Consider the following 26,061-nt stretch of genomic DNA (forward strand, 5'->3'; position numbering starts at 1 on the left):
CGCCTCGCCCCGGCCTACAGGAAACGCTTCGGCGATTTTCGGCCGGACCATGGCCGCCGCTGTAAGCCTTTTATTTCAATGGCGTTATTTCATCGCGGAATAAAGACAAAAATTACTGGGGAACCTTTTCCCCTCAGGATGAAGGTAATTTACCCTCAAAATCTTTGCGTACAATCTCCAGCGCCTTCAACACTGTCTCTACCGGGAGCTCATGATTCTCCAGCAGCATAATCAAATCAACGGCCAGTTTGACCTCATCGGGGGCATTTTCCAGTGACATTCGCGGCTCCTTTTAGCGGGTCAGACGTTCTATAACGCGTTCAATTTCATCCAGCGCCTGACGGCAGCGGACAAGGCGTCCTTCCAGGGCGGTGATTTCTCGCATCAATAATTGCTGTTCTTCCAGGGTTTCACTGTTGCTGAGGCGCGTTTCACGCTCGCGCTTCATCTCAAACAGGCGGCGTTCAAATTCCTGGTTCTCGAGCCGCTTGCGCTGCCATTTGCCCGCACCCGATGAAGCGCTGTCCCACATACGCAGCGGCCAGGCCGCAATTTCACGGTGCAGGGCGGTTATCTGTTCGGTGAGGTGCTCCGCAAGCCAGGCCACCTGTTCGGCGTGCTCGCTCTGAACCGCGTGGCGCAACTCATCGAGGTTCGCCTGTGCCTCATCAAGATAATCCTTTATCAAGGTGCTGCGGGTGCGAAAAAGCTGCCGATCAAAGCGCGGTTTCAGCGTTGCATGTCCCATCAGCGGTGTAGCCTGCTCACGCAGAAGCGCCATCTGATTTTGCAGCGTATTCAGAAGCAAGTCTGTTTTCAATCCGCTCTCCAGTGGTAAAGTAGCCGTTCAGTTTGATAACGATTCGCATTATGAAGCGTACTATTCTAATCATCATTGGCTGGCTCGCGGTAGTGCTTGGCACTCTGGGCGTTGTTTTACCGCTCCTGCCAACCACGCCTTTTATTCTGCTGGCGGCCTGGTGCTTCGCCCGTTCTTCGCCACGCTTTCACCACTGGCTGTTGTATCGTTCATGGTTTGGCGGTTATCTGCGCCACTGGCAAAAACATCGTGCGATGCCGCCTGGCGCAAAGCCACGGGCGATTGCCGTTATCCTGTTAACCTTCGCCATATCGTTATGGCTGGTGAAAATGATGTGGGTACGCATCCTGCTGCTGGTGATCCTGACGTGTCTGCTCATCTTTATGTGGCGGATCCCGGTGGTTGATGAAAAGCAACAAAAGCACTGACGCCTTATAATGTCTGTTGCAATTATCTTGCGTAGCCAGTAAATTCGACCGTTTTCGAGCACAGGTGCACCTGGTTAAAGGTTAAACAATTGTTACCTTTGCCAACCTCTTACGTGCGCTGTGAGTAACACTGTTTTATTTAGGCACAAACCGATGACCGCAACTGCACAGCAGCTTGAATATCTGAAAAACAGCATCAAAAGCATCCAGGATTATCCAAAGCCTGGCATTCTTTTCCGTGATGTCACCAGCTTGCTGGAAGACCCGAAAGCGTACGCGCTCAGCATTGAACTGCTGGTTGAGCGTTATAAGAACGCCGGGATCACCAAAGTAGTAGGTACTGAAGCCCGTGGCTTCCTGTTTGGCGCACCGGTTGCGCTGGCGATGGGCGTTGGCTTTGTGCCGGTGCGTAAACCACGCAAGCTGCCACGCGAAACCATTGCAGAAAGCTATGAGCTGGAATACGGCACCGATCAGCTGGAAATCCACGTTGATGCGATCAAGCCAGGCGACAAAGTGCTGGTGGTGGACGATCTGCTGGCGACTGGCGGCACGATTGAAGCGACCGTGAAGTTGATCCGCCGTCTGGGTGGTGAAGTGACTGACGCCGCATTCATCATCAACCTGTTCGATCTGGGCGGCGAGCAGCGCCTGGAAAAACAAGGTATTACCAGCTACAGCCTGGTGCCATTCCCGGGTCACTGATCCCGATAGTCACAACCTCGCTCAATGGGTGAGGTTGTGATAGCATTCCCCTCCATAAATTCACCTTCCAGCGTTGCAGAGCCTGCCCATGAGTTATCAGGTGTTAGCCCGTAAATGGCGACCACAAACCTTTGCTGACGTTGTCGGTCAGGAACATGTGCTGACGGCCCTGGCGAACGGCTTGTCGCTAGGTCGCATCCATCACGCCTATCTTTTCTCCGGCACCCGTGGCGTCGGTAAAACTTCTATTGCCCGTTTGCTGGCAAAAGGTCTGAACTGCGAAACCGGGATCACCGCGACACCCTGTGGCGTGTGTGATAACTGCCGCGAAATCGAGCAAGGCCGTTTTGTCGATCTGATTGAGATTGATGCCGCCTCGCGCACCAAAGTCGAAGATACCCGCGATCTGCTGGATAACGTCCAGTACGCACCGGCGCGTGGGCGATTTAAGGTCTACCTGATCGATGAAGTGCACATGCTGTCGCGTCACAGCTTCAACGCCCTGCTGAAAACGCTGGAAGAGCCGCCTGCGCATGTGAAATTCCTGCTGGCGACCACCGATCCGCAAAAGCTGCCGGTGACGATTTTGTCTCGCTGCCTGCAATTCCATCTTAAGGCGCTGGACGTTGAACAGATCCGCGCTCAGCTTGAGCATATTCTCGATGAAGAGAAGATTGTTCATGAGCCACGTGCCCTGCAACTGCTGGCACGCGCGGCAGACGGCAGTCTCCGTGATGCATTAAGCCTTACCGATCAGGCGATCGCCAGCGGTGACGGTAAACTCTCGACCGATGCGGTCAGCACCATGCTCGGCACGCTGGACGATGACCAGGCGCTGTCGCTGATTGAAGCGATGATCGCCGCCAACGGCGAGCGTGTGATGTCGCTGGTCAACGCGGCGGCTGCACGCGGCGTTGAGTGGGAAGGGCTGTTGGTTGAAATGCTCAGCCTGCTGCACCGCGTGGCGATGCTGCAACTTTCTCCATCGGCCATTGGTGCCGATATGGCGGTGATAGAACAGCGGATGCGTGAACTTGCCCGCACCGTGCCGCCAACTGATGTGCAGTTGTATTATCAGACGCTGCTAATCGGCCGCAAAGAGCTACCGTTTGCACCTGACCGCCGTATGGGCGTTGAGATGACCCTACTGCGCGCGCTGGCGTTCCACCCGCGGATGCCGCTGCCGGAGCCGGAAGTCCTGCAACAATCTTTTGCCCCGGTCGCGCCCACGGCTGTAATGTCGCCACAGCAGGTGCCACCGCAGCCGACACCGCCGCCACAGCAAAATGTGCCGCTGTCGGACGCCACCAGTTCGGTGCTTGCCGCACGAAGCCAGTTGCAACGTGCGCAGGGAGCAACCAAACCAAAAAAGAGTGAACCGGCAGCGCCAGGCAGAGCGCGGCCGGTAAATAACGCCGCGCTTGAACGACTGGCTTCGGTAACGGAGCGCGTGCAGTCGCGCCCTGCGCCATCCGCGCTTGAGCAAAAAGCCCCGGTGAAGGAAGAGGCTTATCGCTGGAAAGCGACCACGATTATCGAAACGGTAAAGGAAGAGGTCGCGACTCCGAAAGCGCTGAAAAAGGCGCTGGAACATGAAAAAACGCCGGAACTGGCCGCGAAGCTGGCCGAAGAATCTATTGAGCGCGATGCCTGGGCCGCAGAGGTCAGCAAATTACAGCTGCCGAAGCTGGTGGAGCAGGTAGCGCTTAATGCCTGGAAAGAGCAGGACGGCAATCAGGTTCGCCTGCATCTGCGTCCGGGGCAGCGGCACCTGAATTCCCCGGGTGCGCAAAAAGCGCTGGCTGAGGCGCTCGCCACATTACAGGGTTCGCCGGTTGAATTGACTATCATTGAAGATGATAATCCGGCGGTGCGAACGCCACTGGAGTGGCGACAGGCTATTTATGAAGAGAAGCTCGCGCAGGCGCGTGAGTCGATTATTGCGGATAACAACATCCAGACCCTGCGCCGGTTCTTCGATGCAGACCTGGATGAAGAGAGTATTCGCCCCATTTGATCGTGAGTCTGACTTACGGTTGTAATCATTAAACGTGAAAGAAGAGAGAAGCCTATGTTTGGTGGTAAAGGCGGTCTGGGTGGCCTGATGAAGCAGGCTCAGCAGATGCAGGAAAAAATGCAGAAGATGCAGGAAGAGATCGCTCAGTTGGAAGTCACGGGTGAATCTGGCGCGGGTCTGGTCAAAGTGACCATCAACGGTGCGCACAACTGCCGCCGCGTTGAAATCGATCCAAGTCTGCTCGAAGACGACAAAGAGATGCTGGAAGATCTGGTTGCTGCGGCGTTCAACGATGCTGCTCGCCGTATCGACGAAACTCAGAAAGAGAAAATGGCCTCTGTATCCAGCGGTATGCAACTGCCGCCGGGCTTCAAGATGCCATTCTGATGCAAACCAGTCCGCTGCTCACGCAGTTAATGGAAGCACTGCGCTGCCTGCCGGGCGTTGGCCCGAAGTCAGCGCAGCGCATGGCGTTCACGCTCTTGCAGCGCGACCGCAGCGGCGGGATGCGCCTGGCGCAGGCTTTAACCCGCGCCATGTCAGAAATTGGTCATTGTGCGGATTGCCGTACGTTTACCGAGCAAGACGTCTGTAACATCTGTTCAAACCCGCGTCGTCAGGAAAACGGTCAGATTTGCGTGGTGGAGAGTCCGGCGGACATCTACGCTATCGAACAAACCGGGCAGTTTTCGGGGCGCTATTTCGTGCTGATGGGGCATCTCTCTCCGCTGGACGGTATTGGCCCGGATGATATCGGTCTTGACCGCCTTGAACAGCGTCTTAAGTCCGAAACGATCAAAGAGGTGATCCTCGCCACCAACCCAACGGTGGAAGGGGAGGCAACGGCCAACTACATCGCCGAACTGTGCGCAGAGGCAGGCGTTGATGCCAGCCGTATCGCCCACGGCGTACCGGTTGGCGGCGAGCTGGAAATGGTCGATGGCACCACGCTATCGCACTCTCTGGCCGGACGTCACAAGATTACTTTCTGAACAAACGGAGGCTGCGATCGTGGCCTCCGCTTGAAAACTCTCTTATCTATCCCCATCTTTCACTCAACGTTTTAAAACCCCATTAAATGGCATTGTTGAGGTCGACTTAGATGAAAGGACAAGAAACCCGTGGTTTCCAGTCAGAAGTAAAACAGCTTCTGCATCTGATGATCCATTCCCTTTATTCCAATAAAGAAATCTTCCTGCGTGAGCTGATTTCCAACGCCTCCGATGCGGCGGACAAGCTGCGTTTCCGTGCGCTGTCTAAGCCGGATCTGTATGAAGGCGACGGCGATCTGCGCGTGCGTGTCTCTTTTAATCAAGAGAACCGCACGCTGACCATCGCCGATAACGGCATTGGTATGACCCGTGATGAAGTCATTGACCATCTCGGCACCATCGCTAAATCAGGCACCAAAGCGTTCCTGCAATCCATGGGCTCAGACCAGGCTAAAGACAGCCAACTGATTGGCCAGTTTGGTGTGGGCTTCTACTCTGCATTTATCGTGGCGGACAAAGTGACCGTACGCACCCGTGCTGCGGGTGAGAGTGCTGAAAACGGCGTGTTCTGGGAATCCCAGGGTGAAGGCGAGTACACCGTTGCGGATATCACCAAAACGGATCGCGGGACTGAGATCACTCTGCACCTGCGTGAAGGCGAAGACGATTTCCTGAACGACTGGCGTGTACGTTCGATCATCAGCAAGTATTCCGACCATATCGCGCTGCCGGTTGAGATCGAAAAACAGGAAGAGAACGACGGCGAAACCGTAGTTTCCTGGGAGAAGATCAACAAGGCGCAGGCGCTGTGGACGCGCAACAAGTCTGAAATCAAAGACGAAGAATACAACGAATTTTACAAGCACATCGCCCACGACTTTACTGACCCGCTGACCTGGAGCCACAACCGTGTGGAAGGTAAGCAGGAGTACACCAGCCTGCTGTATATCCCGGCACAGGCGCCGTGGGATATGTGGAATCGCGATCACAAGCACGGCCTGAAGCTGTATGTCCAGCGCGTGTTCATCATGGATGAAGCCGAGCAGTTCATGCCGAACTACCTGCGTTTCACCCGTGGTTTGATCGATTCCAACGATCTGCCGCTGAACGTCTCCCGTGAAATCTTGCAGGACAGCACCGTCACCCGTAACCTGCGTAACGCGCTGACCAAACGCACGTTGCAGATGCTGGAAAAACTGGCGAAAGACGATGCTGAAAAATATCAGACCTTCTGGAAACAGTTCGGCCTGGTGCTGAAAGAAGGCCCGGCGGAAGATTCCGGCAATATCGAAGCCATTGCTAAGCTGCTGCGCTTTGCCTCCACGCATACTGACTCTTCAGCACAGACCGTGTCGCTCGAAGAGTACGTCGCACGCATGAAGGAAGGGCAGGAGAAGATTTACTACATCACCGCCGACAGCTATGCCGCCGCGAAGAGCAGCCCGCACCTGGAGCTGCTGCGTAAGAAAGGCATCGAAGTTCTGCTGCTTTCCGATCGCATCGACGAATGGATGATGAACTACCTCACCGAGTTCGCCGGCAAAACCTTCCAGTCCGTTGCCAAAGCCGATGAATCCATCGACAAGCTGGCAGATGAAGTGGATGAAACCGCGAAAGAAGCCGAAAAAGCCCTGGAGCCGTTCGTTGAGCGTGTGAAAACCTTGCTGGGCGACCGTGTGAAAGAGGTGCGTTTCACGCATCGTCTGACCGACACCCCGGCGATTGTCACCACCGATGCCGACGAAATGGGCACCCAGATGGCAAAACTGTTCGCTGCGGCGGGCCAGGCGATGCCGGAAGTGAAATATATCTTCGAGCTGAACCCGGATCACCCGCTGGTCAAACGCGCGGCAGATACTCAGGACGAAAGCCAGTTTGCCGAGTGGGTTGAACTGCTGCTGGATCAGTCTCTGCTGGCCGAACGCGGTACGCTGGAAGATCCTAACCTCTTCATTAAACGTGTGAATGCGCTGCTGCTGGCGTAACTGACCACCTACCCCTCACCCTGCCCTCTCCCCAAAGGGGAGAGGGTGTTCAAATTCCCTCTCCCCTATGGGGAGAGGGTTAGGGTGAGGGGGAATCAATCGCACTAACCCAAATATTCTCCCTCATTAACCGTTTCAGCCGTCCCGCCTTCCTTGAGCCACGTCCGTTCTGGTGGTATTGTTTAGCGCTTTTGAAAAATTGAACCAACTTTTGAGGGGATTTTCGCAATGCGTATTATTCTGCTTGGCGCTCCGGGCGCGGGTAAAGGAACTCAGGCTCAGTTCATCATGGAGAAATACGGTATTCCGCAAATCTCCACCGGTGACATGCTGCGCGCCGCTGTTAAATCTGGCTCCGAGCTGGGTAAACAAGCGAAAGACATCATGGACGCAGGCAAACTGGTTACTGACGAACTGGTTATTGCTCTGGTTAAAGAGCGCATTGCTCAGGAAGACTGCCGTAACGGTTTCCTGCTGGACGGCTTCCCACGTACCATCCCACAAGCTGACGCCATGAAAGAAGCGGGCATCAACGTAGACTATGTTCTGGAATTCGACGTGCCAGACGAGCTGATCGTTGACCGTATCGTGGGTCGTCGCGTACACGCTGCTTCTGGCCGCGTTTACCACATCAAATTCAACCCGCCTAAGGTTGAAGGTAAAGACGACGTGACCGGCGAAGAGCTGACCACCCGTAAAGACGATCAGGAAGAGACCGTGCGTAAGCGCCTGGTGGAATACCATCAGATGACTGCGCCGCTGATCGGCTACTACTCTAAAGAAGCGCAGGCGGGTAACACCAAATACGCGAAAGTAGACGGCACCCAGGCTGTTGCTGACGTTCGTGCAGAGCTGGAAAAAATCCTCGGCTAATTGCACTTCTCTCACCCGGGTTCTCCGGGTGAGAAATCTTCTCATTTTCCCTTTCGCTGTAATTGGTTTCGTTTAATCGCATTTCCGCTACAATTGACAACCATTCAAATGGTTAAGAGGCGTGAATGAGTCAGGCGAAAACCGGCATCCTGCTTGCCAATCTGGGTACTCCAGATGCACCCACTCCAGAAGCGGTAAAACGTTACCTGCGACAATTTCTGAGCGACACCCGCGTCGTGGATACCCCGAGACTGCTTTGGTGGCCGCTGTTGCGCGGAGCCATTCTGCCGATTCGTTCCCCGCGTGTGGCGAAACTCTATCAGTCCGTCTGGATGGAAGAGGGGTCGCCGCTGATGGTCTACAGTCGTCGCCAGGAGAAAGCCCTTGCGGCCCGTTTACCGGATATGCCGGTGGCGCTGGGAATGAGCTACGGCAAACCTTCGCTTGTCAGTGCGGTTGATGACCTGCTTTCACAGGGCGTTGATCATATCGTGGTGCTGGCGCTTTATCCGCAATACTCTTGCTCGACGGTTGCCGCGGTATGGGATGAACTGGCGCGTATTCTGGCCACTCGCCGCCGTATTCCGGGTATCACGTTCATTCGCGATTACGCTGATAACGCACTCTATATTAAAGCGCTGGCAAGCAGTGCCCGGGCATCGTTTGCAAAACACGGTGAGCCGGATGTGTTGCTGCTCTCTTACCACGGTATTCCTCAGCGTTATGCCGATGAAGGTGATGATTATCCTCAGCGCTGCCGTGATACCACGCGAGAGCTGGTTTCAGCGCTCGGATTGCCGCCAGAGAAAGTGATGATGACCTTCCAGTCGCGCTTTGGCCGCGAGCCGTGGCTCACGCCGTATACCGATGAAACCCTGAAAATGCTGGGCGAGAAGGGCGTGAAACACGTTCAGGTGATGTCGCCGGGCTTCTCGGCAGATTGCCTGGAAACGCTGGAAGAGATAGCGGTGCAAAACCGGGAATTTTTCCTGGAGGCTGGTGGTACGAAATACGAGTACATTCCTGCACTTAACGACGATTCAGAGCATATCGATATGATGGTGTCGCTGGTGGCAAACAGCCGCTGATCGCGCTATAGGCCGGGTTTGTGCTACCATTCCCGGCCCATATTCTTTGCATAGCTCATACCATGAAATTTCCCGGTAAACGTAAATCCAAACATTACTTCCCCGTCAATGCCCGCGATCCGCTGCTGCAACAAATTCAGCCGGTAAACGAAACCAGCGCTGCATGGGTGGTCGGTATCGATCAGACCCTGGTGGATATTGAAGCGAAAGTGGATGACGCGTTTGTCGAACGTTACGGTTTGAGCGCCGGGCATTCACTGGTCATTGAAGACGACGTTGCCGAAGCGCTGTATCAGGAGCTGGTGCGTGAAAACCTGATCACCCACCAGTTTGCCGGTGGCACCATCGGCAACACCATGCACAACTATTCCGTGCTGGCCGATGACCGTTCCGTATTGCTGGGCGTGATGTGCAGCAATATCGAGATTGGTGGCTATGCCTATCGCTACCTGTGCAACACTTCCAGCCGTACCGATCTGAACTATCTCCAGGGTGTCGACGGGCCAATCGGCCGCTGCTTTACGCTTATCAGCGATTCCGGTGAACGTACCTTTGCCATAAGCCCTGGCCACATGAATAAACTTCGCGCCGACAGCATCCCGGAAGAAGTGATCGCAGGCGCATCTGCGCTGGTATTGACCTCCTATCTGGTCCGCTGCAAGCCAGGTGAGCCGATGCCGGAAGCCACCATGAAGGCGATCGAGTACGCGAAGAAATATAACGTGCCAGTGGTACTGACTCTGGGCACCAAATTCGTGATTGCCGACAACCCGGAGTGGTGGCAGGCGTTCCTGAAAGAGCACGTTTCGATTCTGGCGATGAACGAAGAAGAAGCGGAAGCGTTAACGGGGGAGAGCGATCCGCTGCTGGCGTCGGACAAAGCGCTGGACTGGGTGGATCTGGTGCTCTGCACCGCCGGGCCGGTTGGGTTATACATGGCAGGCTTCACTGAAGAAGAGAGCAAGCGCAAAACACAGCATCCGCTGCTGCCGGGCGCCATTGCCGAATTCAACCAGTACGAATTCAGCCGCGCTATGCGTCATAAAGATTGCCAGAACCCGCTGCGTATTTACTCGCACATCGCGCCGTATATGGGCGGGCCTGAGAAGATCATGAATACCAACGGCGCGGGCGACGGAGCACTGGCCGCGCTGCTGCACGACATTACCGCCAACGCGTACCACAAAACCAATGTGCCTAACTCCAGCAAGCACAAGTTCAGCTGGCTGACCTATTCGTCGCTGGCGCAGGTGTGTAAGTACGCTAACCGCGTGAGTTATCAGGTACTGAACCAGCATTCCCCGCGCTTAACGCGTGGCCTGCCGGAAAGGGAAGACAGCCTCGAAGAGGCGTACTGGGACAGGTAAAAGAAAACCCCTCACCCTAACCCTCTCCCCATAGGGGAGAGGGGATCGCACGGAGCCGTCTTTTCTCCCTCGCCCCTTTGGGGAGAGGGCGGGGTGAGGGGGCATACCGCATCAAACTTACCCCGTCACCGCCTCTTCAACCGGCGGCTTCTCCAGCAGCGTCAGCATCGTATTCGCAATCTCACGCTCACCCATCACCACCTGATTGGCACCACGCTCGGTAATGTACTCCACTTCGTCGTCATAATGGGCGCGGGCGATAATCTCAATATGCGGGCACTTCTCGCGGGCGGATGCCACAATCTCACCGGCTTCGTAGCCATTTGGAATGGTCAGCAGCAGCCAGCGGGCGCAGTCCAGATGCGCCAGGTTCATTATCTCTTCATTTGCCGCATTGCCCAGCACCGCGCGAATGCCGCGCTCGCGCAGCTCATCAACGCGGGTTCGTGAGGTTTCAATCACCACCAGCGGCACACCCTGCGCCATCAGTTTCTCACCCAGCAGGCTGCCCACGCGGCCAAAGCCGACCAGCAGCGCATGGTTGCAGATATCCACCGGGATCTGCTTCTCTTCTTCGATAGCCTCTTCCAGCGTCTGCTCTTCGAGCGTTTCGGTTTTATCGAGATATTTTTCCAGCAGCGCGAACAGCACCGGGTTCAGCATGATGGACAAAATAGCCCCTGCCAGCACCAGGTTCTGCCCGGCCTGCGGCAGCAGGTTCAGCGCCATCCCCAGCCCGGCGAGGATGAAGGCGAACTCACCAATTTGCGCCAGGCTGGCGGCGATGGTCAGCGCCGTACGCGGCGAGTGGCCAAACATGCGCACCAGGAAGAAAGCGGCAACCGACTTACCAAAGATGATGATCGCCAGCGTACCCAGCACCGCCAGCGGCTGCTGGATCAGGACAAGTGGATCGAACAACATCCCGACGGAGACGAAGAACAGTACGGCGAATGCATCGCGCAGCGGAAGGGTGTCGTGCGCGGCACGGTGGCTCAGCTCGGATTCGTTCAGCACCATCCCGGCAAAAAATGCACCCAGCGCAAAGGAGACATCAAACAGCTCCACGGCGCCAAAGGCGATACCCAGCGCCAGGGCGAGCACTGAAAGAGTAAACAGCTCGCGGGAACCGGTCGCGGCGCTGCGGGACATTATCCAGGGTACAAGACGGCGACCCACCAGCATCATAATGGCGATAAACGCCACAACCTTACCGATGGTGATACTCATATCCAGCGCCAGAGAAGCAAAACCGACGTTATCTTTTTCCATCATCCCGGCAACGGCTGGCAGCAGAACCAGCGTCAGTACCATCACCAGGTCTTCAACAATCAGCCAGCCTATCGCGATTTGCCCGCGCTGGCTGTCTATCAGCTGTCTCTCTTCAAGCGCGCGCAGCAACACCACGGTACTGGCGGTGGAAAGACACAGCCCAAACACGATGCCGGTCATCAGTGACCAGCCAAGCACGGCCGAAAGCGCCATCCCCAGCAGCGTCGCCACCCCTATCTGGGCGATCGCTCCTGGTATGGCGATAGACTTTACCGCCATCAAGTCCTTCAGAGAGAAGTGCAGACCCACTCCGAACATCAGCAGGATCACGCCCAGTTCTGCCAGTTCAGGAGCCAGTTTGGTATCCGCCACAAAGCCCGGCGTAAAAGGACCCGCCAGTACACCCGCTAACAAATAGCCCACAAGAGGAGAAATTCGCAGTTTATTGGCAATCATGCCGAGGATAAAAGCGAGCACAAGTCCACCAACAATGGTGGTGATTAGCGGTGTGGCGTGATGCATTCCGTCTCCTTTCGTGGTGGGGTGTTCCATTTTTGGTGAAAAACCAAAAAACCGAGTTACAGTTTATGACAATTTTTACCGACATGTTTATGAATAATTGTTGAAGTTTGAATAAAACAGCAATAAGCGTGAAAAAAAGCAGATTTTGACAAATTCAACGGGAAGAAGAAGAGGAAAGCCTTATGGCATCAGGGAGTTTGGCCGCCAAAGTAAAACTTTGACGGCCGGTAAATTACGCTTTGTGACGGTTGTCAGGCAGGAATATGGTCAACATCCCCAAAAGTGGCAGGAAAGCACAGATTTTATAAACCAGGAAGATACTGGTGTGATCGGCAACCATCCCTAACACCGCGGCACCCAGGCCGCCCATACCGAAGGCGAAACCGAAAAATAGCCCGGAAACCATACCGATACGCCCCGGAAGAAGCTCCTGAGCGTAGACCAGGATGGCGGAAAACGCCGAAGCCAGAATAAAACCAATGATGACGGTCAAAATGCCCGTCCATTCAAGGCTTGCGTACGGCAAAATGAGCGTAAAGGGGGCAACACCGAGGATAGAGCCCCAAATGACATATTTACGCCCAATTTTATCGCCAACAGGCCCGCCAATTACCGTACCTGCGGCTACCGCAAACAGGAATGCAAACAGATGGAACTGCGCGTTTTGTACCGATAATCCGAACTTTTGCATCAGATAAAAGGTGTAATAGCTGCTGATGCTCGCCATATAGAAGTATTTCGAGAAAATCAGCACCAGCAGTACGCTAACTGCCAGAATAACCTTGTTGCGAGGCAGGGGATTGGTAACCTTTACTGTAGGTTTTCCCTTGTTCACCCGATGCTGAGCGGCGTACCAGCGGCTAATCTGCGCCAGCACGATAATCGCCAGCAGGGCGGCCAGGACAAACCATGCCACGTTGCCTTTGCCGTAAGGGGCAATGATCACTGCCGCCAGCAATGGGCCGAGCGAACTGCCAAAGTTGCCGCCGACCTGGAACAGAGACTGCGCCAGCCCGTGACGCCCGCCAGAGGCCATACGCGCCACGCGGGAAGATTCCGGATGGAATACCGAAGAGCCAGTACCGACGAGCGCAGCGGCAATCAGCACCGCTTCAAAGCTGCCCGCTATTGCCAGCAATACCAACCCGCTTAAGGTGAAGCACATGCCAATCGGCAGTGACCACGGCATCGGATATTTATCCGTCCAGTAGCCCACCACCGGTTGCAGCAGCGACGAGGCCAGCTGGAAGGTCAGGGTGATCATCCCGATCTGTACGAAGGTTAATGAAAACTCAGACTGCAATAACGGGTAGATCGCCAGAATCAGAGACTGGATCATATCGTTGAGCAGATGAGAAAGACTGATTGCGCCTAAAACTTTAAAGGACGTACGCGAGTGTGGCGGCGACGCCGGAGAGCCCGTAACGGGCTGGGTTGATTCACTGATTGCCATAGAGATGAATACCACGTCGTTTGTTATTAGAAATGCAGGGTGTAATTATTATCCAACTAACATACCCGTCTGTGACATTTGAAGAAAGTCGCAATTCTGAAAACTTATTTGTCTATTCTTGTTACTCATTGTAATTTTTGCGTTTGTCTATGGGTCAGGGAGAGAAGAGATGAAGTTAATGAAGCGTGGCGTGGCGCTCGCGCTGATCGCCGCATGGGGGCTGACAAGCCTGCCTGCACAGGCGTATGAAAAAGACAAAACCTACAAAATCACCATTCTGCATACCAACGATCACCACGGCCATTTCTGGCGCAGCGAATACGGTGAATATGGCCTTTCCGCCCAAAAAACGCTGGTGGATGGCATTCGCAAAGAGGTCGCCGCCGCAGGGGGCAGTGTGTTGCTGCTCTCGGGCGGGGATATTAATACCGGCGTACCGGAATCCGATTTACAGGATGCAGAGCCCGATTTCCGTGGCATGAATTTAATTGGTTACGATGCGATGGCCGTGGGTAACCATGAGTTTGATAATCCGCTGACCGTTCTGCGCCAGCAGGAAAAATGGGCTAAATTCCCGTTCCTCTCGGCCAATATTTATCAGAAAAGCACCGGTGAGCGCCTGTTTAAGCCGTGGGCGCTGTTTAAGCGTCAGGATCTGAAAATCGCGGTTATTGGTTTAACCACCGACGACACGGCGAAAATCGGCAACCCGGAATACTTCACCGATATCGAGTTCCGTAAACCGGCAGACGAAGCAAAGCTGGTGATTCAGGAGCTCCAGCAGAATGAAAAGCCGGACGTGATTATCGCCACCACGCATATGGGGCACTACGATAATGGCGAGCATGGCTCCAATGCGCCGGGTGATGTCGAGATGGCGCGCAGCCTGCCAGCGGGCTCTCTGGCAATAATTGTGGGTGGTCACTCACAAGATCCGGTATGTATGGCGTCTGAGAATAAAAAGCAGGTGGATTACGTACCAGGCACACCGTGTGCGCCAGACCGGCAGAACGGTATCTGGATTGTTCAGGCTCACGAGTGGGGTAAATACGTCGGTCGTGCGGACTTTGAGTTCCGTAACGGCGAGATGAAACTGGTGCACTACCAGCTGATCCCGGTCAACCTGAAGAAGAAAGTCTCTTACCCAGACGGGAAAAGTGAGCGCGTACTTTACACCCCAGAAATTGCTGAAAACCAGCAGATGCTCTCGCTGCTGACGCCGTTCCAGAATAAAGGCAAAGCGCAGCTGGATGTGAAGATTGGCACGCTCAATGGCCGCCTGGAAGGTGACCGCAGCAAAGTCCGCTTCGTGCAGACCAATATGGGGCATCTGGTGCTGGCAGCGCAAATGGCGCGTACCAGCGCAGACTTCGGCGTGATGAGCGGCGGCGGTATTCGTGACTCCATTGAGGGCGGGAATATCACCTATAAAGATGTGTTGAAGGTTCAGCCATTTGGCAACGTGGTGGTGTATGCCGACATGAGCGGTAAAGAGGTTATCGACTACCTGACCGCCGTGGCGCAGATGAAACCCGATTCGGGAGCGTATCCGCAGTTTGCCAACGTCAGTTTTGTGGCGAAAGACGGTAAGCTCAATGACCTCAAAATCAAAGGCGAGCCGGTTGACCCTGGCAAAACCTACCGCATGGCAACACTGAGCTTTAACGCCACGGGCGGCGATGGCTATCCGCATATTGATAATAAACCGGGCTATGTGAATACCGGCTTTATTGATGCGGAAGTGCTTAAGCAGTTTATTCAGCAGAATTCGCCGATTGACGTGAGTGTGTATGAGCCGAAAGGTGAGGTGAGCTGGCAATAACAGCGCTATTTTGTTCGCCATTTTGAACGCGGGCAATGCTCGGAATCCTCACGTACTCTGTGTACGCTCCGGTTCCTGCGCGTTGTCCGCGTCCAAACTGTCTTCACCAATAACGCGCTGTCCAGGACAATAATCAATCCCTACGCGCAATATCCGCAAATTTCGCGTCCAGCATTTTCGCCAGATCGCCCGCCGCCAGTTCAATATCCAGCCCGCGCTTGCCGCCTGAAATATAGATAGTGTCGAATTCCTGGGAAGGGGCATCAATCAGCGTTGGCAGACGTTTTTTCTGCCCCAGCGGGCTGATCCCACCCACCAGATAACCGGTGGTGCGTTGCGCAACCATTGGATCCGCCATGTCGACCTTTTTTGCGCCCAGCGCTTTGGCGACTTTTTTCAGATCCAGCTGACCCGCCACCGGCGTGACCGCCACGGCGAGGTGTTTCATATCGCCATTCACTGCAACCAGCAGCGTTTTGTAAACCTGGTCGGCATTCAGCCCCAGTTTACGCACCACTTCATCACCAAAGTTAGTTTCATTCGGATCGTGATCGTAAGTGTGGATCCTGAAAGAGATTTTGTTTTTTTCGAGTAATTTAACGGCGGGAGTCATAGCTATCCTTCTTACGACAGACAATTCATGCCAAGAGCATACGCCTGACGTTTGTCTAAAAAATAGCACCATCTTGCGCAATAGTATTGGCAGTGATGGTCACTTTGAGCGACAATCGGCTCAACCGAAGGTCTCCTTCGGCATAATAAAAACGATGAAATTCCTCTTTGACGGGCCAATAGAAATATTGGCCATTTTTTTATTTCAGCAGTGACGGCAAATTCCCTTCTCCGTACAAATGTAACGCCCCCACGGCGACCACATAATGCCCGGCTGGCAGCGCATTCAGTGTATGTTTCCATGCCCGGTTACGCTCGTTCATCAGGACATCATACAACGACTGGCTGAACGTGGCGGGTAATTCTGGTTTGTCGTTTACGGGCGGCGTTTCAAGCCACCAGCTCACCATCACCTGAAGCAACCGTGCGTTGGTATGCCAGTGGGTCAGGGTATCATCCAGCAATAATAAGCCATCATCAGGAAGCTGGCGTAAGAGCTCAACCTGGCTTTGTGCACCTTCCAGCTCAATGATCGGCAGGCTTTGTGCCCGGGCGGCGTGAAGGAGTTGGTAATCAATACCGTACTCGCCCCGCAACCCCAGACGCTGCGCCTGTGTCGCCTGAAGCACCATGGCAATCTGCCACAGGGGCTGGGTTTCCAGCATTGACAGTGATACGCCCAGCTCATCGGCTACGCGTGTCAGTTCGGCAAGCTGGGTGTCATTCAGGCGCTCGCTGAGCGGAGGTGGGATATCCAGATCGGCAAAAGGGGATTCACTGCCGGAAATATCGGCTTCAACAACCAGAGCATCCGCGTTACGCAGCAGTTTGAGCAGGGAAGGCGGGAGAGGCGACATCCCGGAAGTTCCCATATGGATGCTGCCAACCAGGTGCAGATGTTGTCCGCCAGAAAGTGAGATATCCATGCCCGGCCAGGCATAACGGCGGGGGAACAGGGCGCGAAACGATGTTTTTATACGATTAAACAGACTCATACGCGCTCCATGAACGGAAAGGTTCATGCTAGCGCGTAGGAGCCGAAGGTTCAATCTTTCGGTTTGAACCGCAACAGCCGGTTTGCGTTACTGACTACAGTAATGGACGACAGTGCCATTGCTGCGCCAGCCACTACCGGGTTGAGTAGCGTGCCGGTCAGCGGCCACAAAATCCCGGCGGCGATCGGAATGCCGAAACTGTTGTAGATAAATGCCCCTAACAGGTTCTGCTTCATATTGCGCAACGTGGCTTTTGAGATGGCCAGTGCATCCGCAACGCCCATCAGACTGTGGCGCATCAGGGTGATCGCCGCCGTCTCGATGGCGACATCGCTGCCGCCGCCCATCGCAATCCCCACATCGGCCTGAGCCAGTGCTGGTGCATCGTTGATACCGTCCCCGACCATGGCCACCTGGCGTCCCTGGTTTTGCAGTGCCTTGATGGCATCGGCTTTACCCTCTGGCAGTACCCCGGCAATCACCTCATCAATACCGGCCTCGCGGGCAATGGCGTTTGCCGTTGTCGGGTTATCCCCGGTCAGCATCACCAGGCGATAGCCCGCACGGTGCAGGCGTTTCAGGGCATCCACGCTGTCCTGGCGCAGCGGATCGCGTACGGCAATCAGAGCCACCGCTTTGCCGTCTACAGCCAGCAGTACCGGTGTCGCGCCCTGAGATGCCTGCGCTTCCAGTTCACTGTCCAGTGCTGACGTATCGATACCCTTTTCACTCAGCAGCGCCTGGTTACCCAGCAGCAGCGCGTGTCCTTCTGCTTCACCGCTGACGCCCAGCCCACGCAGGGTGCGGAAGTTATTCACTTGCGGCAGGGCTGCATCCGCTGCTTTATCGAGAATGGCGCGGGCCAGAGGATGACTGGAACCTTGTTCCAGCGCAGCTGCCAGACGCAGCGCATCGGCTTCGGCGATGCCTGCGGTGTGCACCGCGACCACCTGCGGTTTACCTTCGGTAAGGGTGCCGGTTTTATCAAATACCAGCGTATCGAGCGTGCTGGCGCGTTGCAGGGCGTCGGCGTCACGCACCAGGACACCAAACTCGGCGGCACGACCCACGCCAGAGATAATCGACATCGGCGTGGCCAGGCCAAGTGCGCAAGGACAGGCGATGATCAAAACCGTGGTGGCAATCACCAGGGTGTAGACAATCTGCGGCGCCGGGCCGAAGAAATACCAGATAGCGGCGCTCAGCAGGGCGATACAGACCACCACGGGCACAAAAATGGCGGAGATTTTATCAGCAAGCTGGCCAATCTCAGGCTTACTGCTCTGGGCCTGACGCACCATACGGATAATGCGCGACAGTGTGGTGTGGCTGCCAACAGCATTGGCGCGGAACAGTACGCTACCGTCCTGCACCACCGTACCGGCGTGTACTGCATCCCCTAGGGATTTTTGCTGTGGGATAGGTTCCCCGGTCAGCATGGCTTCATCAAGCCAGGCATCACCCTGAGTGATTTCGCCGTCAACAGGAACACGGTCGCCGGTGGTCAGGCGCAGCGTCATACCCGGCTGAACCTCGGCCAGCGGGACATTTTTCTCGCCGTCGTCTGTGACGACACGTGCGGTTGGCGGCGTTAAATCAAGGAGTCTTTCCAGCGCCTTAGAGGAGCGCTGACGCGCACGGGCTTCGAGCATATGGCCTAAGTTAATCAGGCCGATAATCATCGCGCTTGCTTCGTAATAAAGATGGCGCGCTTCCATCGGGAACCACTGCGGCCAGACGTTGACGCTCATCGAATAGAGCCAGGCCGCGCCCGTGCCAAGTGCGACAAGCGTATCCATCGTCGCGGTGCGATTTTTGAGGCTTTTCCAGGCGCTCGAATAGAAGTGACCCCCGGCGAAGACCATCACGCCGAGCGTAATCACACCAATCACCAGCCACAGCGTGCGGTTATCGTCAGTGACCATCATGTTGTCACCGATCATGCCCCATACCATTACCGGAATACCGACCAGCAGCGCGACAATCGCCTGCCAGCGGAAGCGTTTCATGGTGGCTACTGCCGTTTCCTGCTGGCGTTCGCGGCGCCTGGCATCGTCTTCGATGGCCTCTGCACCATAGCCTGCTTTTTCGACGGCCTGCACTAAATCTGCGGCGGAGGCACTGCCCATAATGAGCGCAGTACGCTCCGCAAGGTTGACCCGTGCCTGTGCGACGCCCGGTACGGCCTGCAATGCATTTTGTACCCGGGAAACGCAGCTGGCGCAGCTCATGCCGTTGATCAGCAGCTGTTGGCTGTCATCAATATCATCAGCTACCGGAAGCTCAGGAGTGGCCGCTGTCAGTGCTTCCGACGGGAGTGATGACTCTGCCAGCGGTTTAGCCTTTGGGTGGCTTAACTCCGCTCCGTAACCGGCTTGTTTGATGGTATCGATCAGCGCATCGGCGCTGGCGCTACCGGTGACGGCTGCATGATCGATAGTCACGTCCGCGCTTTCCACATCAGGACGCTGTTCCAGGCTTTCTTTAACGCGTTTGACACAGTGGCCGCAGGAGAGGCCGTCCAGTGTCAGATCAATTGTGTGAGACATAACAAAACTCCCGTATAATTATCTGGTCAGTTATTGACCTTCATAATGCTTTTCGCTAACTGTTATGAAGGTTAAACCTTCCATCAAGGGGAAGGTCAAGGGGGAAATGTGAATATCAGTGATGTTGCGAAAAAAACCGGATTGACCAGCAAAGCGATTCGTTTTTATGAAGAGAAAGGGCTGGTTACACCACCACTGCGCAGCGAAAACGGCTACCGCAGTTATACGCAACGGCATCTTGATGAGCTGACGTTACTGCGTCAGGCAAGGCTGGTAGGCTTTAACCTGGAAGAGTGCGGCGAACTGGTGAACCTGTTCAACGATCCGAAACGCCACAGCGCAGACGTCAAAAAACGTACCCTGGAGAAGGTTGCTGAAATTGAGCGCCATATCATTGAGCTACAGGCGATGCGGGAACAACTGCTGGGGCTGGCGGCGTCCTGTCCGGGGGATGACAGCGCCGATTGTCCGATTATTGATAATCTTACCGGTTGCTGCCATCGCAAGGCCAATGCTTAACAGGCTTTCACGCGCAGGGTAATACCTTCCACCGCAATGACCTCAACCCGCGTTCCTGCGCTGAGGTCATCATCTGCCACCACCGGCCACGAGCTATCACCCACGCGCATGTGTCCGCGGCCATTCACCAGCGTGGTGTCCAGCGTAAAACGCTTGCCGACAATCTGCTGCCCGCGCTGATTCAGATGGGCATCTACCGGTTTCTGCGCCTTCACCCGCGTGCTCAGCCAGCGCCACCACAGCCAGGCCGCAACCAGCGTCAGCACGGCAAACAGCGCGCCCTGCCATGCCCAGTCCAGCGGGATAAGCCACACCAGCAACCCGGTGATCACGGCAGCGATACCGCTCCAGAGCAGGTAACCGTTGCCGCCAAGCATCTCTGCTGCCAGTAATAAGCCACCGAGGCTTAGCCAGAAGGCATGAGGATGTGCAACGATGAGCTCAATCATTTCTTACGCTCGTTTCCGCTATCCTTAATGAGCTCGGCAATCCCGGCAATTGAGCCCATCAGGCTGCTGGCATCCAGCGGCATCATCACCACTTTGCTGTTATTCGCAGAGCCAATCTCTTTCAGCGCATCGGTATATTTTTGTGCCACGAAGTAGTTAACGGCCTGGATATCACCGGCAGCAATGGCTTCGGACACCATCTGGGTTGCACGGGCTTCCGCTTCTGCGGAACGTTCACGCGCCTCAGCCTGAAGGAACGCAGACTGGCGATCGCCTTCCGCTTTCAGGATCTGCGATTGTTTTTCCCCTTCTGCTTTCAGGATCTCTGCCTGACGTACACCTTCGGCCTCAAGGATATAGGCACGCTTGGTACGTTCGGCCTTCATCTGGGCGTTCATCGATGCGATCAGTTCCGCTGGTGGGCGCACGTCACGGATTTCAATACGGGTGACTTTAATTCCCCACGGATTTGTCGCCTCATCCACAATGTGCAGCAGACGTGTATTAATGCTGTCGCGCTGGGAGAGCATTTCGTCCAGCTCCATCGAACCGAGCACGGTACGGATGTTGGTCATCGTCAGGTTAACAATCGCCAGTTCGAGATTGCTGACCTCATACGCCGCCTTAGGCGCATCAATCACCTGAATAAAGCAGACCGCATCAATGGTGACGTTGGCGTTGTCTTTGGAGATGATTTCCTGAGAGGGGATATCCAGTACCTGTTCCATCATGTTGATCTTACGACCGATTCTGTCCATGAAAGGCACGATAAGGCTTAAACCAGGCTGCAACGTATTGGTGTAACGACCAAAGCGTTCAACGGTCCACTGATAACCCTGCGGGACAATTTTGACACCCGCACCGACGATAACCAGTGCGACGAAAATAAGGACAGGAATAACGATGAGCATAAAACCTCCTGTTTTGAATGCTGTGATGAGAAGAATTGTGTGTTTGTTGTTCGTAAGTATATCGGCTATTGGCCAGAAATTCGCCCCTGTAAAGAGGTGGGAAGTGGATGATAGCTAATAAAAAGCCCTGCTAGATAACAGGGCCAGAGGATCAGGCTACCTGATGGGTGTAAGAAAAGTCCGCGATAAACTGCTCGCCCGCGTCGGCGATGGCTTTGGATAAACCCTGGTAGTAATTTTCCAGCCCAATGGCTTCAATTTGCTGGATATGCTCGCGGACCGGGGCGCAGAAAAGTACCGCGTTACCCGCCTCAACACGTTTGTTGTTTGGGGGAAGATCTCCTGCGATCGCTTTAAACCATGTTCTGATCCCCTGTTTTAAGCTGTGTGGGGCTTTCGACAAGTTTTCGATACCGGTCAGCACTTGCAGGGTAGGGAACTCATCGGCAAAAACGGCCGTTTTCATGCGTTCGAAGAACTGACTGAAAAGCTCAAATGAGCCCAGATCGGTGACACGAGGCTTGGTGGTTTTACCGTTTTTGTTACCGAGCTTGCTGGCTTCTGGCGTGGCTGCCGGAACTGCGTTGACCTTGTGCAGATCCAGGCCGAACAGCAGGTTACAGTGCGCGCGGCGCTCTTTAAGCGGGTAGGACATCAGCACATCGATAAACTGGGTGGCTTTTACATCCGCAAGATCGTGGTTGATGAGCCACTGTGAACGCGCGAATTCAGCCGGAGTGACAAACCAGTCTGGCACTTCATCGTAACGTTTTGATTTGCCCTTACCGTCAAACTCAATAAAGTGCGCGCCATCATCAAAGGCGAATTTGCAGTTTTTGAAACTCCCGATCGTGGTATTAACGATGAGCGCCTTTTTGACGAAATCAACAACCTCTGCACCGATGACAAAACTTGTGAGTTCCGAAGAATTGATGACTTCCATTAATGTTTCTACAGTAGGAACACCAGGCTTCAGGGAAGAGAACTCATAAAATATATGTGTCATGCTGCATACTTCCTATAGTGATAAGCGTGCCAATTTGTCCGCCAAAAAGTGTAACACCACTCTATGTCTGAGGCTATTAGCTCTGCGTGCGGGAACTCTGGCGAGATCACAAATGGAAGATATACGTTACTTTTTAATGTCAACATGTCAAACAGGATTGACATATTAAAGACTCATTTTTTTAAGAATCGTGTCTTTTTCTCATCTGAGTAGATGAATACATTAAATACACTTAACTAAGTCTGTGCTTAGATACAAAAAAGCCGCCAGAGCGGCGGCTTTATTACGATACGTTTATGTGTGGCGTGAGGGTTATTTCAGGTAGCCGACGAACCCTTCGCCCTGCTTTAATAGCGCAACTTTGCCGCTCTTACAGACAACAATGTTGTAAAGACCCTGACGATAGCTTTTCGCTGAAGCTTGTTTTTATCCAGCGCGGTAAGCATCTTCAATTTCATCCTGACACCTTAATTAATAAGAAAAAGTTAACAGGTCGTGTTTATGAAGACCTGAGCATGGCATGGTGAGGGAAATCAGAAATCGCCAGAAATACCGGCACCTGCCATCCAGCCGCTGTCGAAGGATGTTGACGCCTGCATGTTTACCGCGACATGGCTAGTCAGCCCTTTCTGAAGACCGCCGGCCAGTGCTGCTCCGTCGCCGTTTGCCGTACCGGTGGAAAGTGCCCATGCGTTGTCGGAGTGGTAGTGCAGGCTGGACATGGCTGCCGCGTTGTTCAGGCCACGCTTCAGATCGTCTCGGGTATCCTCAATGTCTTTCGCGTTACGATCGATTTTCTGACTGTTTTGAGAAATCGCGTCCGAGTTGTTGCTCACTTTGCTACGTGTGGCCTGATCAATGTAGTAGGTATTTACATGCTGAACCGTTGTGATCGTATTTGTGCCACTCGTCGTGGTAACCGGGACTTTGGTGGACGGCTTCAGGCTGGTTACCGGAATAACAGTTCTGTTCGTGGTCGGAGTAATGACGGGGGGCGCGATCAGAGCAGCCTGCTTTTTGGCGATATCCTGGCGGTAAAGCGTCGGGTTCACGGTTGGTACGGTCTGCGTGACAGGTGTTGGCACCTTCATTGGCTGCGGCGTGAGCTGAGTTGGCAGCACCGGGGTTTTCTGTGGTACAGACTGTACGATCGGCGTTGGTACCTTGATTGGCTGCGGTGTGAGCTGAATTGGCAGCACCGGTGTTTTCTGCGGCACGGACTGTACGATCGGCGTTGGCACCTTCATTGGCTGCGGCGTGAGCTGAATTGGCAGCACCGGGGTTTTCTGTGGCACAGACTGTGCGATCGGCGTTGGTACCTTGATTGGCTGCGGGGTCAGCTGGTTCGGAAGCACCGGGGTTTTCTGCGGCACAAACTGGGTGATCGGTGTCGGTACGTTCATTGGCTGCGGTGTCAACTGGGGAAGTAATTTTTGTGGTGCCGCTGTGCGAAGTGCAAACTGCGCGGCATCAACCTGAAGCCTGCCTAATCGGGCATCCTGACGTGTCTGAGCCACTCGTTTGAGTGCCGCATCGTATGCTTGTGATGCATCTATGGCTTGTGTCGAGTTTGGGCCGTGCATAACGAGCGCATTCCCCTTCGCAAGATTGGCAAGATGCTCGTTATACATCGCCGTGCTATACGATTTATTCGCAAGGTGGGAGAATTGCTGCGCGCCCTGAAGGTTTGCGAGTGCTTGTTCAGGGGTTATTGCATATGTCGCTGGCACAATGCACAGAGCAACAGCAGAGGCCAACAATTTAACGGTGGTTTTCATCTTTTATTTCCTGACGGTAGTACCGGGAGTTAATTTAAGTCAGTTAAGTTTTATGACTTTTGAATTGAGTTCTTTCGCTTATGGCAGGCTTTTTTTTGTGTTTTTTAGACTTTTTAGTGTCTTTTGTTTGGCTGATTCTAGAGTGTGTGAAAGTGTGTATTTTTGACTTTAATCATTAAAAAGTGTTTATGAAGTTAATATTTAATCACTTTAACTCTGCATTTAGTCTTGTGGTTTCAGATGAGGTGCGCGTTTTTTTTGATCGAAAAATCGTTTAAACCTGCTCTTTACGAGGTTTTTTGGCGGGGAATGGGAAAAAAGAGGCGTTTCTGAAGCGGCTTTTTTGTGTCAGTAGGTCATTCGAATGTATACATTAAGTCTTTTTAAAGTCTTAATGTATACAATCACTGGAAACAATATGAACGACAAAAACGTGATTTTGCATATCAAGGATGTCGGGTATCGTGCCGGAGAGAACACCATTCTTCAGCATGTCGATTTTTGCCTTTCTCCTGGTGAATTCAAACTGATAACAGGTCCGTCAGGCTGTGGCAAAAGTACACTGCTGAAGATTGTTGCGTCCTTACTCAGCCCAACCGAGGGGACAATTCTGTTTGAAGGAAAGGACATCGCTTCACTGTCGCCCGAAAGCTATCGGCAGCAGGTGTCATACAGCGTGCAAACACCTTCGCTGTTTGGCGACACGGTTTACGACAACCTGATCTTTCCGTGGCAGATCCGCGGGAAATCACCAGAACCCGAAAAACTGATTGCCGACCTTGCCCGCTTCGGATTGCCGCAAGAAACCCTGACCAAATCGATAACCGAGCTTTCTGGCGGGGAAAGGCAGCGCGTATCCCTGATCCGTAATTTGCAGTTTTTACCAAAGGTACTGCTGCTGGATGAGATAACCAGCGCGCTCGACGAGAGCAACAAGCGCAATGTTAACGACATCATCCATCGGTATACCCGCGAGCAGAACATCGCTGTGCTGTGGGTTACGCACGATGCAAACGAAATTACCCATGCGGATGATGTCATCAGGCTTCAGCCGCAGGGCGGGAAAATGCAGGAGGCAAACCGTGGGTGAGCATAATATAACCAACGAATCGCTGGCGCTCTCTCTGGTGCTGGTGCTGGTGGCGATTGTCGTCAGCTACCGTGAAAAACTGGGGCTGGAAAAAGACATTCTGTGGAGTATCTGCCGGGCGGTAGTTCAGCTCATTATTGTTGGCTATGTGCTGAAGTACATTTTCAACGTCAACAACGCGGTACTGACGCTGCTGATGGTGCTCTTTATCTGCTTCAACGCGGCGTGGAATGCGCAGAAGCGGAGCAAATATATCGATAAGGCGTTTGTTTCGTCGTTTATCGCGATCACGACCGGTACCGCATTAACGCTGGCGGTGCTGGTATTGTCAGGCTCGATTGAGTTTACACCTATGCAGGTTATCCCCATTTCAGGGATGATTGCGGGGAATGCCATGGTGGCCGTGGGGCTATGCTACAACAACCTGGGGCAGCGCTTTAGCAGCGAACAGCAGCAGTTACAGGAAAAACTAAGCCTGGGTGCGACACCGAAAGTGGCCTCGGCACGCCTGATCCGCGAGAGTATTCGTTCGTCTCTGATCCCAACGGTCGATTCCGCAAAAACGGTCGGGCTGGTGAGTTTGCCCGGGATGATGTCAGGGCTGATTTTTGCCGGGATCGACCCGGTAAAAGCGATTAAATATCAGATTATGGTGACGTTCATGTTGTTGTCTACCGCGAGCCTGTCGACCATTATCGCCTGTTATCTGACGTATCGTAAATTCTACAATTCACGCCATCAGCTGGTGGTGACGCAGTTGAAAAAAGCGAAATAAGGCTGGGTATTGTAGGCCCGGTAAGCGTAGCGC

General features: G+C 54.0%; 24 protein-coding genes and 1 other annotated feature. Of the genes, 13 read left to right on the forward strand and 11 right to left on the reverse strand.

Annotated elements, in window-relative coordinates; genetic code table 11:
- Positions 1–133: 133 nt before the first annotated feature.
- Both rsmS and priC read right to left on the reverse strand, forming a co-directional pair.
- Positions 134–280: a pleiotropic regulatory protein RsmS gene (gene rsmS, locus M987_RS10855; protein ID WP_014069162.1), complete on the reverse strand. Its 147-nt coding sequence runs from the start codon at positions 278–280 to the stop codon at positions 134–136.
- Positions 281–292: 12 nt separating this feature from the next.
- On the reverse strand, positions 293–820 hold the full coding sequence (priC, locus tag M987_RS10860) for a primosomal replication protein N'' (RefSeq protein ID WP_014069163.1): 528 nt from the start codon (positions 818–820) through the stop codon (positions 293–295).
- Positions 821–870: 50 nt separating this feature from the next.
- Between priC and M987_RS10865 the strand changes: the two genes are divergently transcribed.
- The 9 genes from M987_RS10865 to M987_RS10905 all read left to right on the forward strand — a co-directional run bounded on the left by M987_RS10865 (position 871) and on the right by M987_RS10905 (position 10,275).
- Positions 871–1,248 (forward strand): DUF454 family protein, encoded by a 378-nt coding sequence (locus M987_RS10865; RefSeq protein WP_014069164.1) that lies wholly within the window; start codon positions 871–873, stop codon positions 1,246–1,248.
- 153 nt (positions 1,249–1,401) lie between these two features.
- On the forward strand, positions 1,402–1,953 hold the full coding sequence (gene apt / locus M987_RS10870; protein WP_000127359.1) for an adenine phosphoribosyltransferase: 552 nt from the start codon (positions 1,402–1,404) through the stop codon (positions 1,951–1,953).
- A gap of 88 nt (positions 1,954–2,041) precedes the next feature.
- Positions 2,042–3,970, forward strand: coding sequence for a DNA polymerase III subunit gamma/tau (dnaX, locus tag M987_RS10875; RefSeq protein WP_014069165.1), 1,929 nt, complete (start codon positions 2,042–2,044; stop codon positions 3,968–3,970).
- Positions 3,300–3,364, forward strand: a sequence feature (DnaX frameshifting element). Its footprint overlaps the gene before it by 65 nt.
- A 54-nt stretch (positions 3,971–4,024) precedes the next feature.
- Positions 4,025–4,357 (forward strand): YbaB/EbfC family nucleoid-associated protein, encoded by a 333-nt coding sequence (locus M987_RS10880; RefSeq protein ID WP_003858972.1) that lies wholly within the window; start codon positions 4,025–4,027, stop codon positions 4,355–4,357.
- Positions 4,357–4,962: a recombination mediator RecR gene (recR, locus tag M987_RS10885; protein ID WP_014069166.1), complete on the forward strand. Its 606-nt coding sequence runs from the start codon at positions 4,357–4,359 to the stop codon at positions 4,960–4,962. The genes M987_RS10880 and recR overlap by 1 nt, the downstream gene beginning before the upstream one ends.
- A gap of 110 nt (positions 4,963–5,072) precedes the next feature.
- Positions 5,073–6,947: a molecular chaperone HtpG gene (gene htpG / locus M987_RS10890; RefSeq protein ID WP_014069167.1), complete on the forward strand. Its 1,875-nt coding sequence runs from the start codon at positions 5,073–5,075 to the stop codon at positions 6,945–6,947.
- A gap of 228 nt (positions 6,948–7,175) precedes the next feature.
- Positions 7,176–7,820 (forward strand): adenylate kinase, encoded by a 645-nt coding sequence (adk, locus tag M987_RS10895; RefSeq protein ID WP_014069168.1) that lies wholly within the window; start codon positions 7,176–7,178, stop codon positions 7,818–7,820.
- Positions 7,821–7,945: 125 nt separating this feature from the next.
- Positions 7,946–8,908 carry a ferrochelatase gene (gene hemH, locus M987_RS10900; RefSeq protein ID WP_014069169.1) on the forward strand — a complete coding sequence of 321 codons (963 nt, stop codon included), beginning with the start codon at positions 7,946–7,948 and terminating at the stop codon, positions 8,906–8,908.
- 62 nt (positions 8,909–8,970) lie between these two features.
- On the forward strand, positions 8,971–10,275 hold the full coding sequence (locus tag M987_RS10905; protein WP_014069170.1) for an inosine/guanosine kinase: 1,305 nt from the start codon (positions 8,971–8,973) through the stop codon (positions 10,273–10,275).
- Positions 10,276–10,392: 117 nt separating this feature from the next.
- Here the strand turns inward: M987_RS10905 and ybaL are convergent, their stop codons facing one another.
- Together ybaL and M987_RS10915 are read right to left on the reverse strand one after the other, a co-directional pair.
- Positions 10,393–12,069: a YbaL family putative K(+) efflux transporter gene (gene ybaL / locus M987_RS10910; RefSeq protein WP_014069171.1), complete on the reverse strand. Its 1,677-nt coding sequence runs from the start codon at positions 12,067–12,069 to the stop codon at positions 10,393–10,395.
- Positions 12,070–12,301: 232 nt separating this feature from the next.
- Positions 12,302–13,522 (reverse strand): MFS transporter, encoded by a 1,221-nt coding sequence (locus M987_RS10915; protein ID WP_014069172.1) that lies wholly within the window; start codon positions 13,520–13,522, stop codon positions 12,302–12,304.
- A 169-nt stretch (positions 13,523–13,691) separates the two neighbouring features.
- Here M987_RS10915 and ushA point away from each other — a divergent pair, with 169 nt between their 5' ends.
- The gene (gene ushA, locus M987_RS10920) at positions 13,692–15,344 is read left to right on the forward strand and encodes a bifunctional UDP-sugar hydrolase/5'-nucleotidase UshA (protein ID WP_014069173.1); all 1,653 of its coding nucleotides are present in this window, start codon (positions 13,692–13,694) and stop codon (positions 15,342–15,344) included.
- Between the two features lie 133 nt (positions 15,345–15,477).
- On the opposite strand, the gene ybaK is transcribed toward ushA, so the two are convergent.
- From ybaK to copA, 3 genes are all read right to left on the reverse strand, one after another.
- Positions 15,478–15,957 carry a Cys-tRNA(Pro)/Cys-tRNA(Cys) deacylase YbaK gene (ybaK, locus tag M987_RS10925; RefSeq protein WP_014069174.1) on the reverse strand — a complete coding sequence of 160 codons (480 nt, stop codon included), beginning with the start codon at positions 15,955–15,957 and terminating at the stop codon, positions 15,478–15,480.
- 199 nt (positions 15,958–16,156) lie between these two features.
- Positions 16,157–16,951, reverse strand: coding sequence for a TraB/GumN family protein (locus M987_RS10930; RefSeq protein ID WP_014069175.1), 795 nt, complete (start codon positions 16,949–16,951; stop codon positions 16,157–16,159).
- A gap of 50 nt (positions 16,952–17,001) precedes the next feature.
- Positions 17,002–19,500 carry a copper-exporting P-type ATPase CopA gene (gene copA / locus M987_RS10935; protein ID WP_014069176.1) on the reverse strand — a complete coding sequence of 833 codons (2,499 nt, stop codon included), beginning with the start codon at positions 19,498–19,500 and terminating at the stop codon, positions 17,002–17,004.
- 108 nt (positions 19,501–19,608) lie between these two features.
- Between copA and cueR the strand changes: the two genes are divergently transcribed.
- Entirely contained in the window at positions 19,609–20,019 is a 411-nt protein-coding gene (cueR, locus tag M987_RS10940; RefSeq protein ID WP_014069177.1) for a Cu(I)-responsive transcriptional regulator, read from the forward strand.
- Here the strand turns inward: cueR and M987_RS10945 are convergent.
- The 4 genes from M987_RS10945 to M987_RS10960 form a co-directional block, all read right to left on the reverse strand.
- Positions 20,016–20,468 carry an NfeD family protein gene (locus M987_RS10945; RefSeq protein ID WP_014069178.1) on the reverse strand — a complete coding sequence of 151 codons (453 nt, stop codon included), beginning with the start codon at positions 20,466–20,468 and terminating at the stop codon, positions 20,016–20,018. The two genes, cueR and M987_RS10945, sit on opposite strands and share 4 nt — an antisense overlap.
- On the reverse strand, positions 20,465–21,379 hold the full coding sequence (locus tag M987_RS10950; RefSeq protein ID WP_014069179.1) for an SPFH domain-containing protein: 915 nt from the start codon (positions 21,377–21,379) through the stop codon (positions 20,465–20,467). Before M987_RS10950 ends, M987_RS10945 begins: the two co-directional genes overlap by 4 nt.
- Positions 21,380–21,530: 151 nt before the next feature.
- Entirely contained in the window at positions 21,531–22,385 is an 855-nt protein-coding gene (locus tag M987_RS10955) for a hypothetical protein (RefSeq protein ID WP_014069180.1), read from the reverse strand.
- A gap of 533 nt (positions 22,386–22,918) precedes the next feature.
- A complete protein-coding gene (locus M987_RS10960; RefSeq protein ID WP_014069181.1) occupies positions 22,919–24,163 on the reverse strand; it encodes a collagen-binding protein in 1,245 nt (414 codons plus the stop codon).
- Between the two features lie 418 nt (positions 24,164–24,581).
- Between M987_RS10960 and fetA the strand changes: the two genes are divergently transcribed.
- Together fetA and fetB are read left to right on the forward strand one after the other, a co-directional pair.
- Entirely contained in the window at positions 24,582–25,253 is a 672-nt protein-coding gene (gene fetA / locus M987_RS10965; protein ID WP_014069182.1) for an iron efflux ABC transporter ATP-binding subunit FetA, read from the forward strand.
- Positions 25,246–26,028 carry an iron efflux ABC transporter permease subunit FetB gene (gene fetB, locus M987_RS10970; RefSeq protein ID WP_014069183.1) on the forward strand — a complete coding sequence of 261 codons (783 nt, stop codon included), beginning with the start codon at positions 25,246–25,248 and terminating at the stop codon, positions 26,026–26,028. The genes fetA and fetB overlap by 8 nt, the downstream gene beginning before the upstream one ends.
- Positions 26,029–26,061: the final 33 nt, after the last annotated feature.

It is taken from the genome of Enterobacter soli ATCC BAA-2102, from assembly GCF_001654845.1.
Taxonomy (GTDB): domain Bacteria; phylum Pseudomonadota; class Gammaproteobacteria; order Enterobacterales; family Enterobacteriaceae; genus Enterobacter; species Enterobacter soli.

What these genes read in the sequence shown, in the direction of transcription:
- M987_RS10950 (WP_014069179.1), bottom strand. Translation starts at nt 21,379, where the DNA reads ATGCTCATCGTTATTCCTGTCCTTATTTTCGTCGCACTGGTTATCGTC.
- M987_RS10955 (WP_014069180.1), bottom strand. Translation starts at nt 22,385, where the DNA reads ATGACACATATATTTTATGAGTTCTCTTCCCTGAAGCCTGGTGTTCCT.
- apt (WP_000127359.1), top strand. Translation starts at nt 1,402, where the DNA reads ATGACCGCAACTGCACAGCAGCTTGAATATCTGAAAAACAGCATCAAA.
- htpG (WP_014069167.1), top strand. Translation starts at nt 5,073, where the DNA reads ATGAAAGGACAAGAAACCCGTGGTTTCCAGTCAGAAGTAAAACAGCTT.
- rsmS (WP_014069162.1), bottom strand. Translation starts at nt 280, where the DNA reads ATGTCACTGGAAAATGCCCCCGATGAGGTCAAACTGGCCGTTGATTTG.
- adk (WP_014069168.1), top strand. Translation starts at nt 7,176, where the DNA reads ATGCGTATTATTCTGCTTGGCGCTCCGGGCGCGGGTAAAGGAACTCAG.
- ushA (WP_014069173.1), top strand. Translation starts at nt 13,692, where the DNA reads ATGAAGTTAATGAAGCGTGGCGTGGCGCTCGCGCTGATCGCCGCATGG.
- dnaX (WP_014069165.1), top strand. Translation starts at nt 2,042, where the DNA reads ATGAGTTATCAGGTGTTAGCCCGTAAATGGCGACCACAAACCTTTGCT.
- ybaL (WP_014069171.1), bottom strand. Translation starts at nt 12,069, where the DNA reads ATGCATCACGCCACACCGCTAATCACCACCATTGTTGGTGGACTTGTG.
- M987_RS10905 (WP_014069170.1), top strand. Translation starts at nt 8,971, where the DNA reads ATGAAATTTCCCGGTAAACGTAAATCCAAACATTACTTCCCCGTCAAT.
- M987_RS10865 (WP_014069164.1), top strand. Translation starts at nt 871, where the DNA reads ATGAAGCGTACTATTCTAATCATCATTGGCTGGCTCGCGGTAGTGCTT.
- copA (WP_014069176.1), bottom strand. Translation starts at nt 19,500, where the DNA reads ATGTCTCACACAATTGATCTGACACTGGACGGCCTCTCCTGCGGCCAC.
- M987_RS10945 (WP_014069178.1), bottom strand. Translation starts at nt 20,468, where the DNA reads ATGATTGAGCTCATCGTTGCACATCCTCATGCCTTCTGGCTAAGCCTC.
- M987_RS10880 (WP_003858972.1), top strand. Translation starts at nt 4,025, where the DNA reads ATGTTTGGTGGTAAAGGCGGTCTGGGTGGCCTGATGAAGCAGGCTCAG.
- recR (WP_014069166.1), top strand. Translation starts at nt 4,357, where the DNA reads ATGCAAACCAGTCCGCTGCTCACGCAGTTAATGGAAGCACTGCGCTGC.
- M987_RS10960 (WP_014069181.1), bottom strand. Translation starts at nt 24,163, where the DNA reads ATGAAAACCACCGTTAAATTGTTGGCCTCTGCTGTTGCTCTGTGCATT.
- M987_RS10915 (WP_014069172.1), bottom strand. Translation starts at nt 13,522, where the DNA reads ATGGCAATCAGTGAATCAACCCAGCCCGTTACGGGCTCTCCGGCGTCG.
- fetA (WP_014069182.1), top strand. Translation starts at nt 24,582, where the DNA reads ATGAACGACAAAAACGTGATTTTGCATATCAAGGATGTCGGGTATCGT.
- M987_RS10930 (WP_014069175.1), bottom strand. Translation starts at nt 16,951, where the DNA reads ATGAGTCTGTTTAATCGTATAAAAACATCGTTTCGCGCCCTGTTCCCC.
- ybaK (WP_014069174.1), bottom strand. Translation starts at nt 15,957, where the DNA reads ATGACTCCCGCCGTTAAATTACTCGAAAAAAACAAAATCTCTTTCAGG.
- hemH (WP_014069169.1), top strand. Translation starts at nt 7,946, where the DNA reads ATGAGTCAGGCGAAAACCGGCATCCTGCTTGCCAATCTGGGTACTCCA.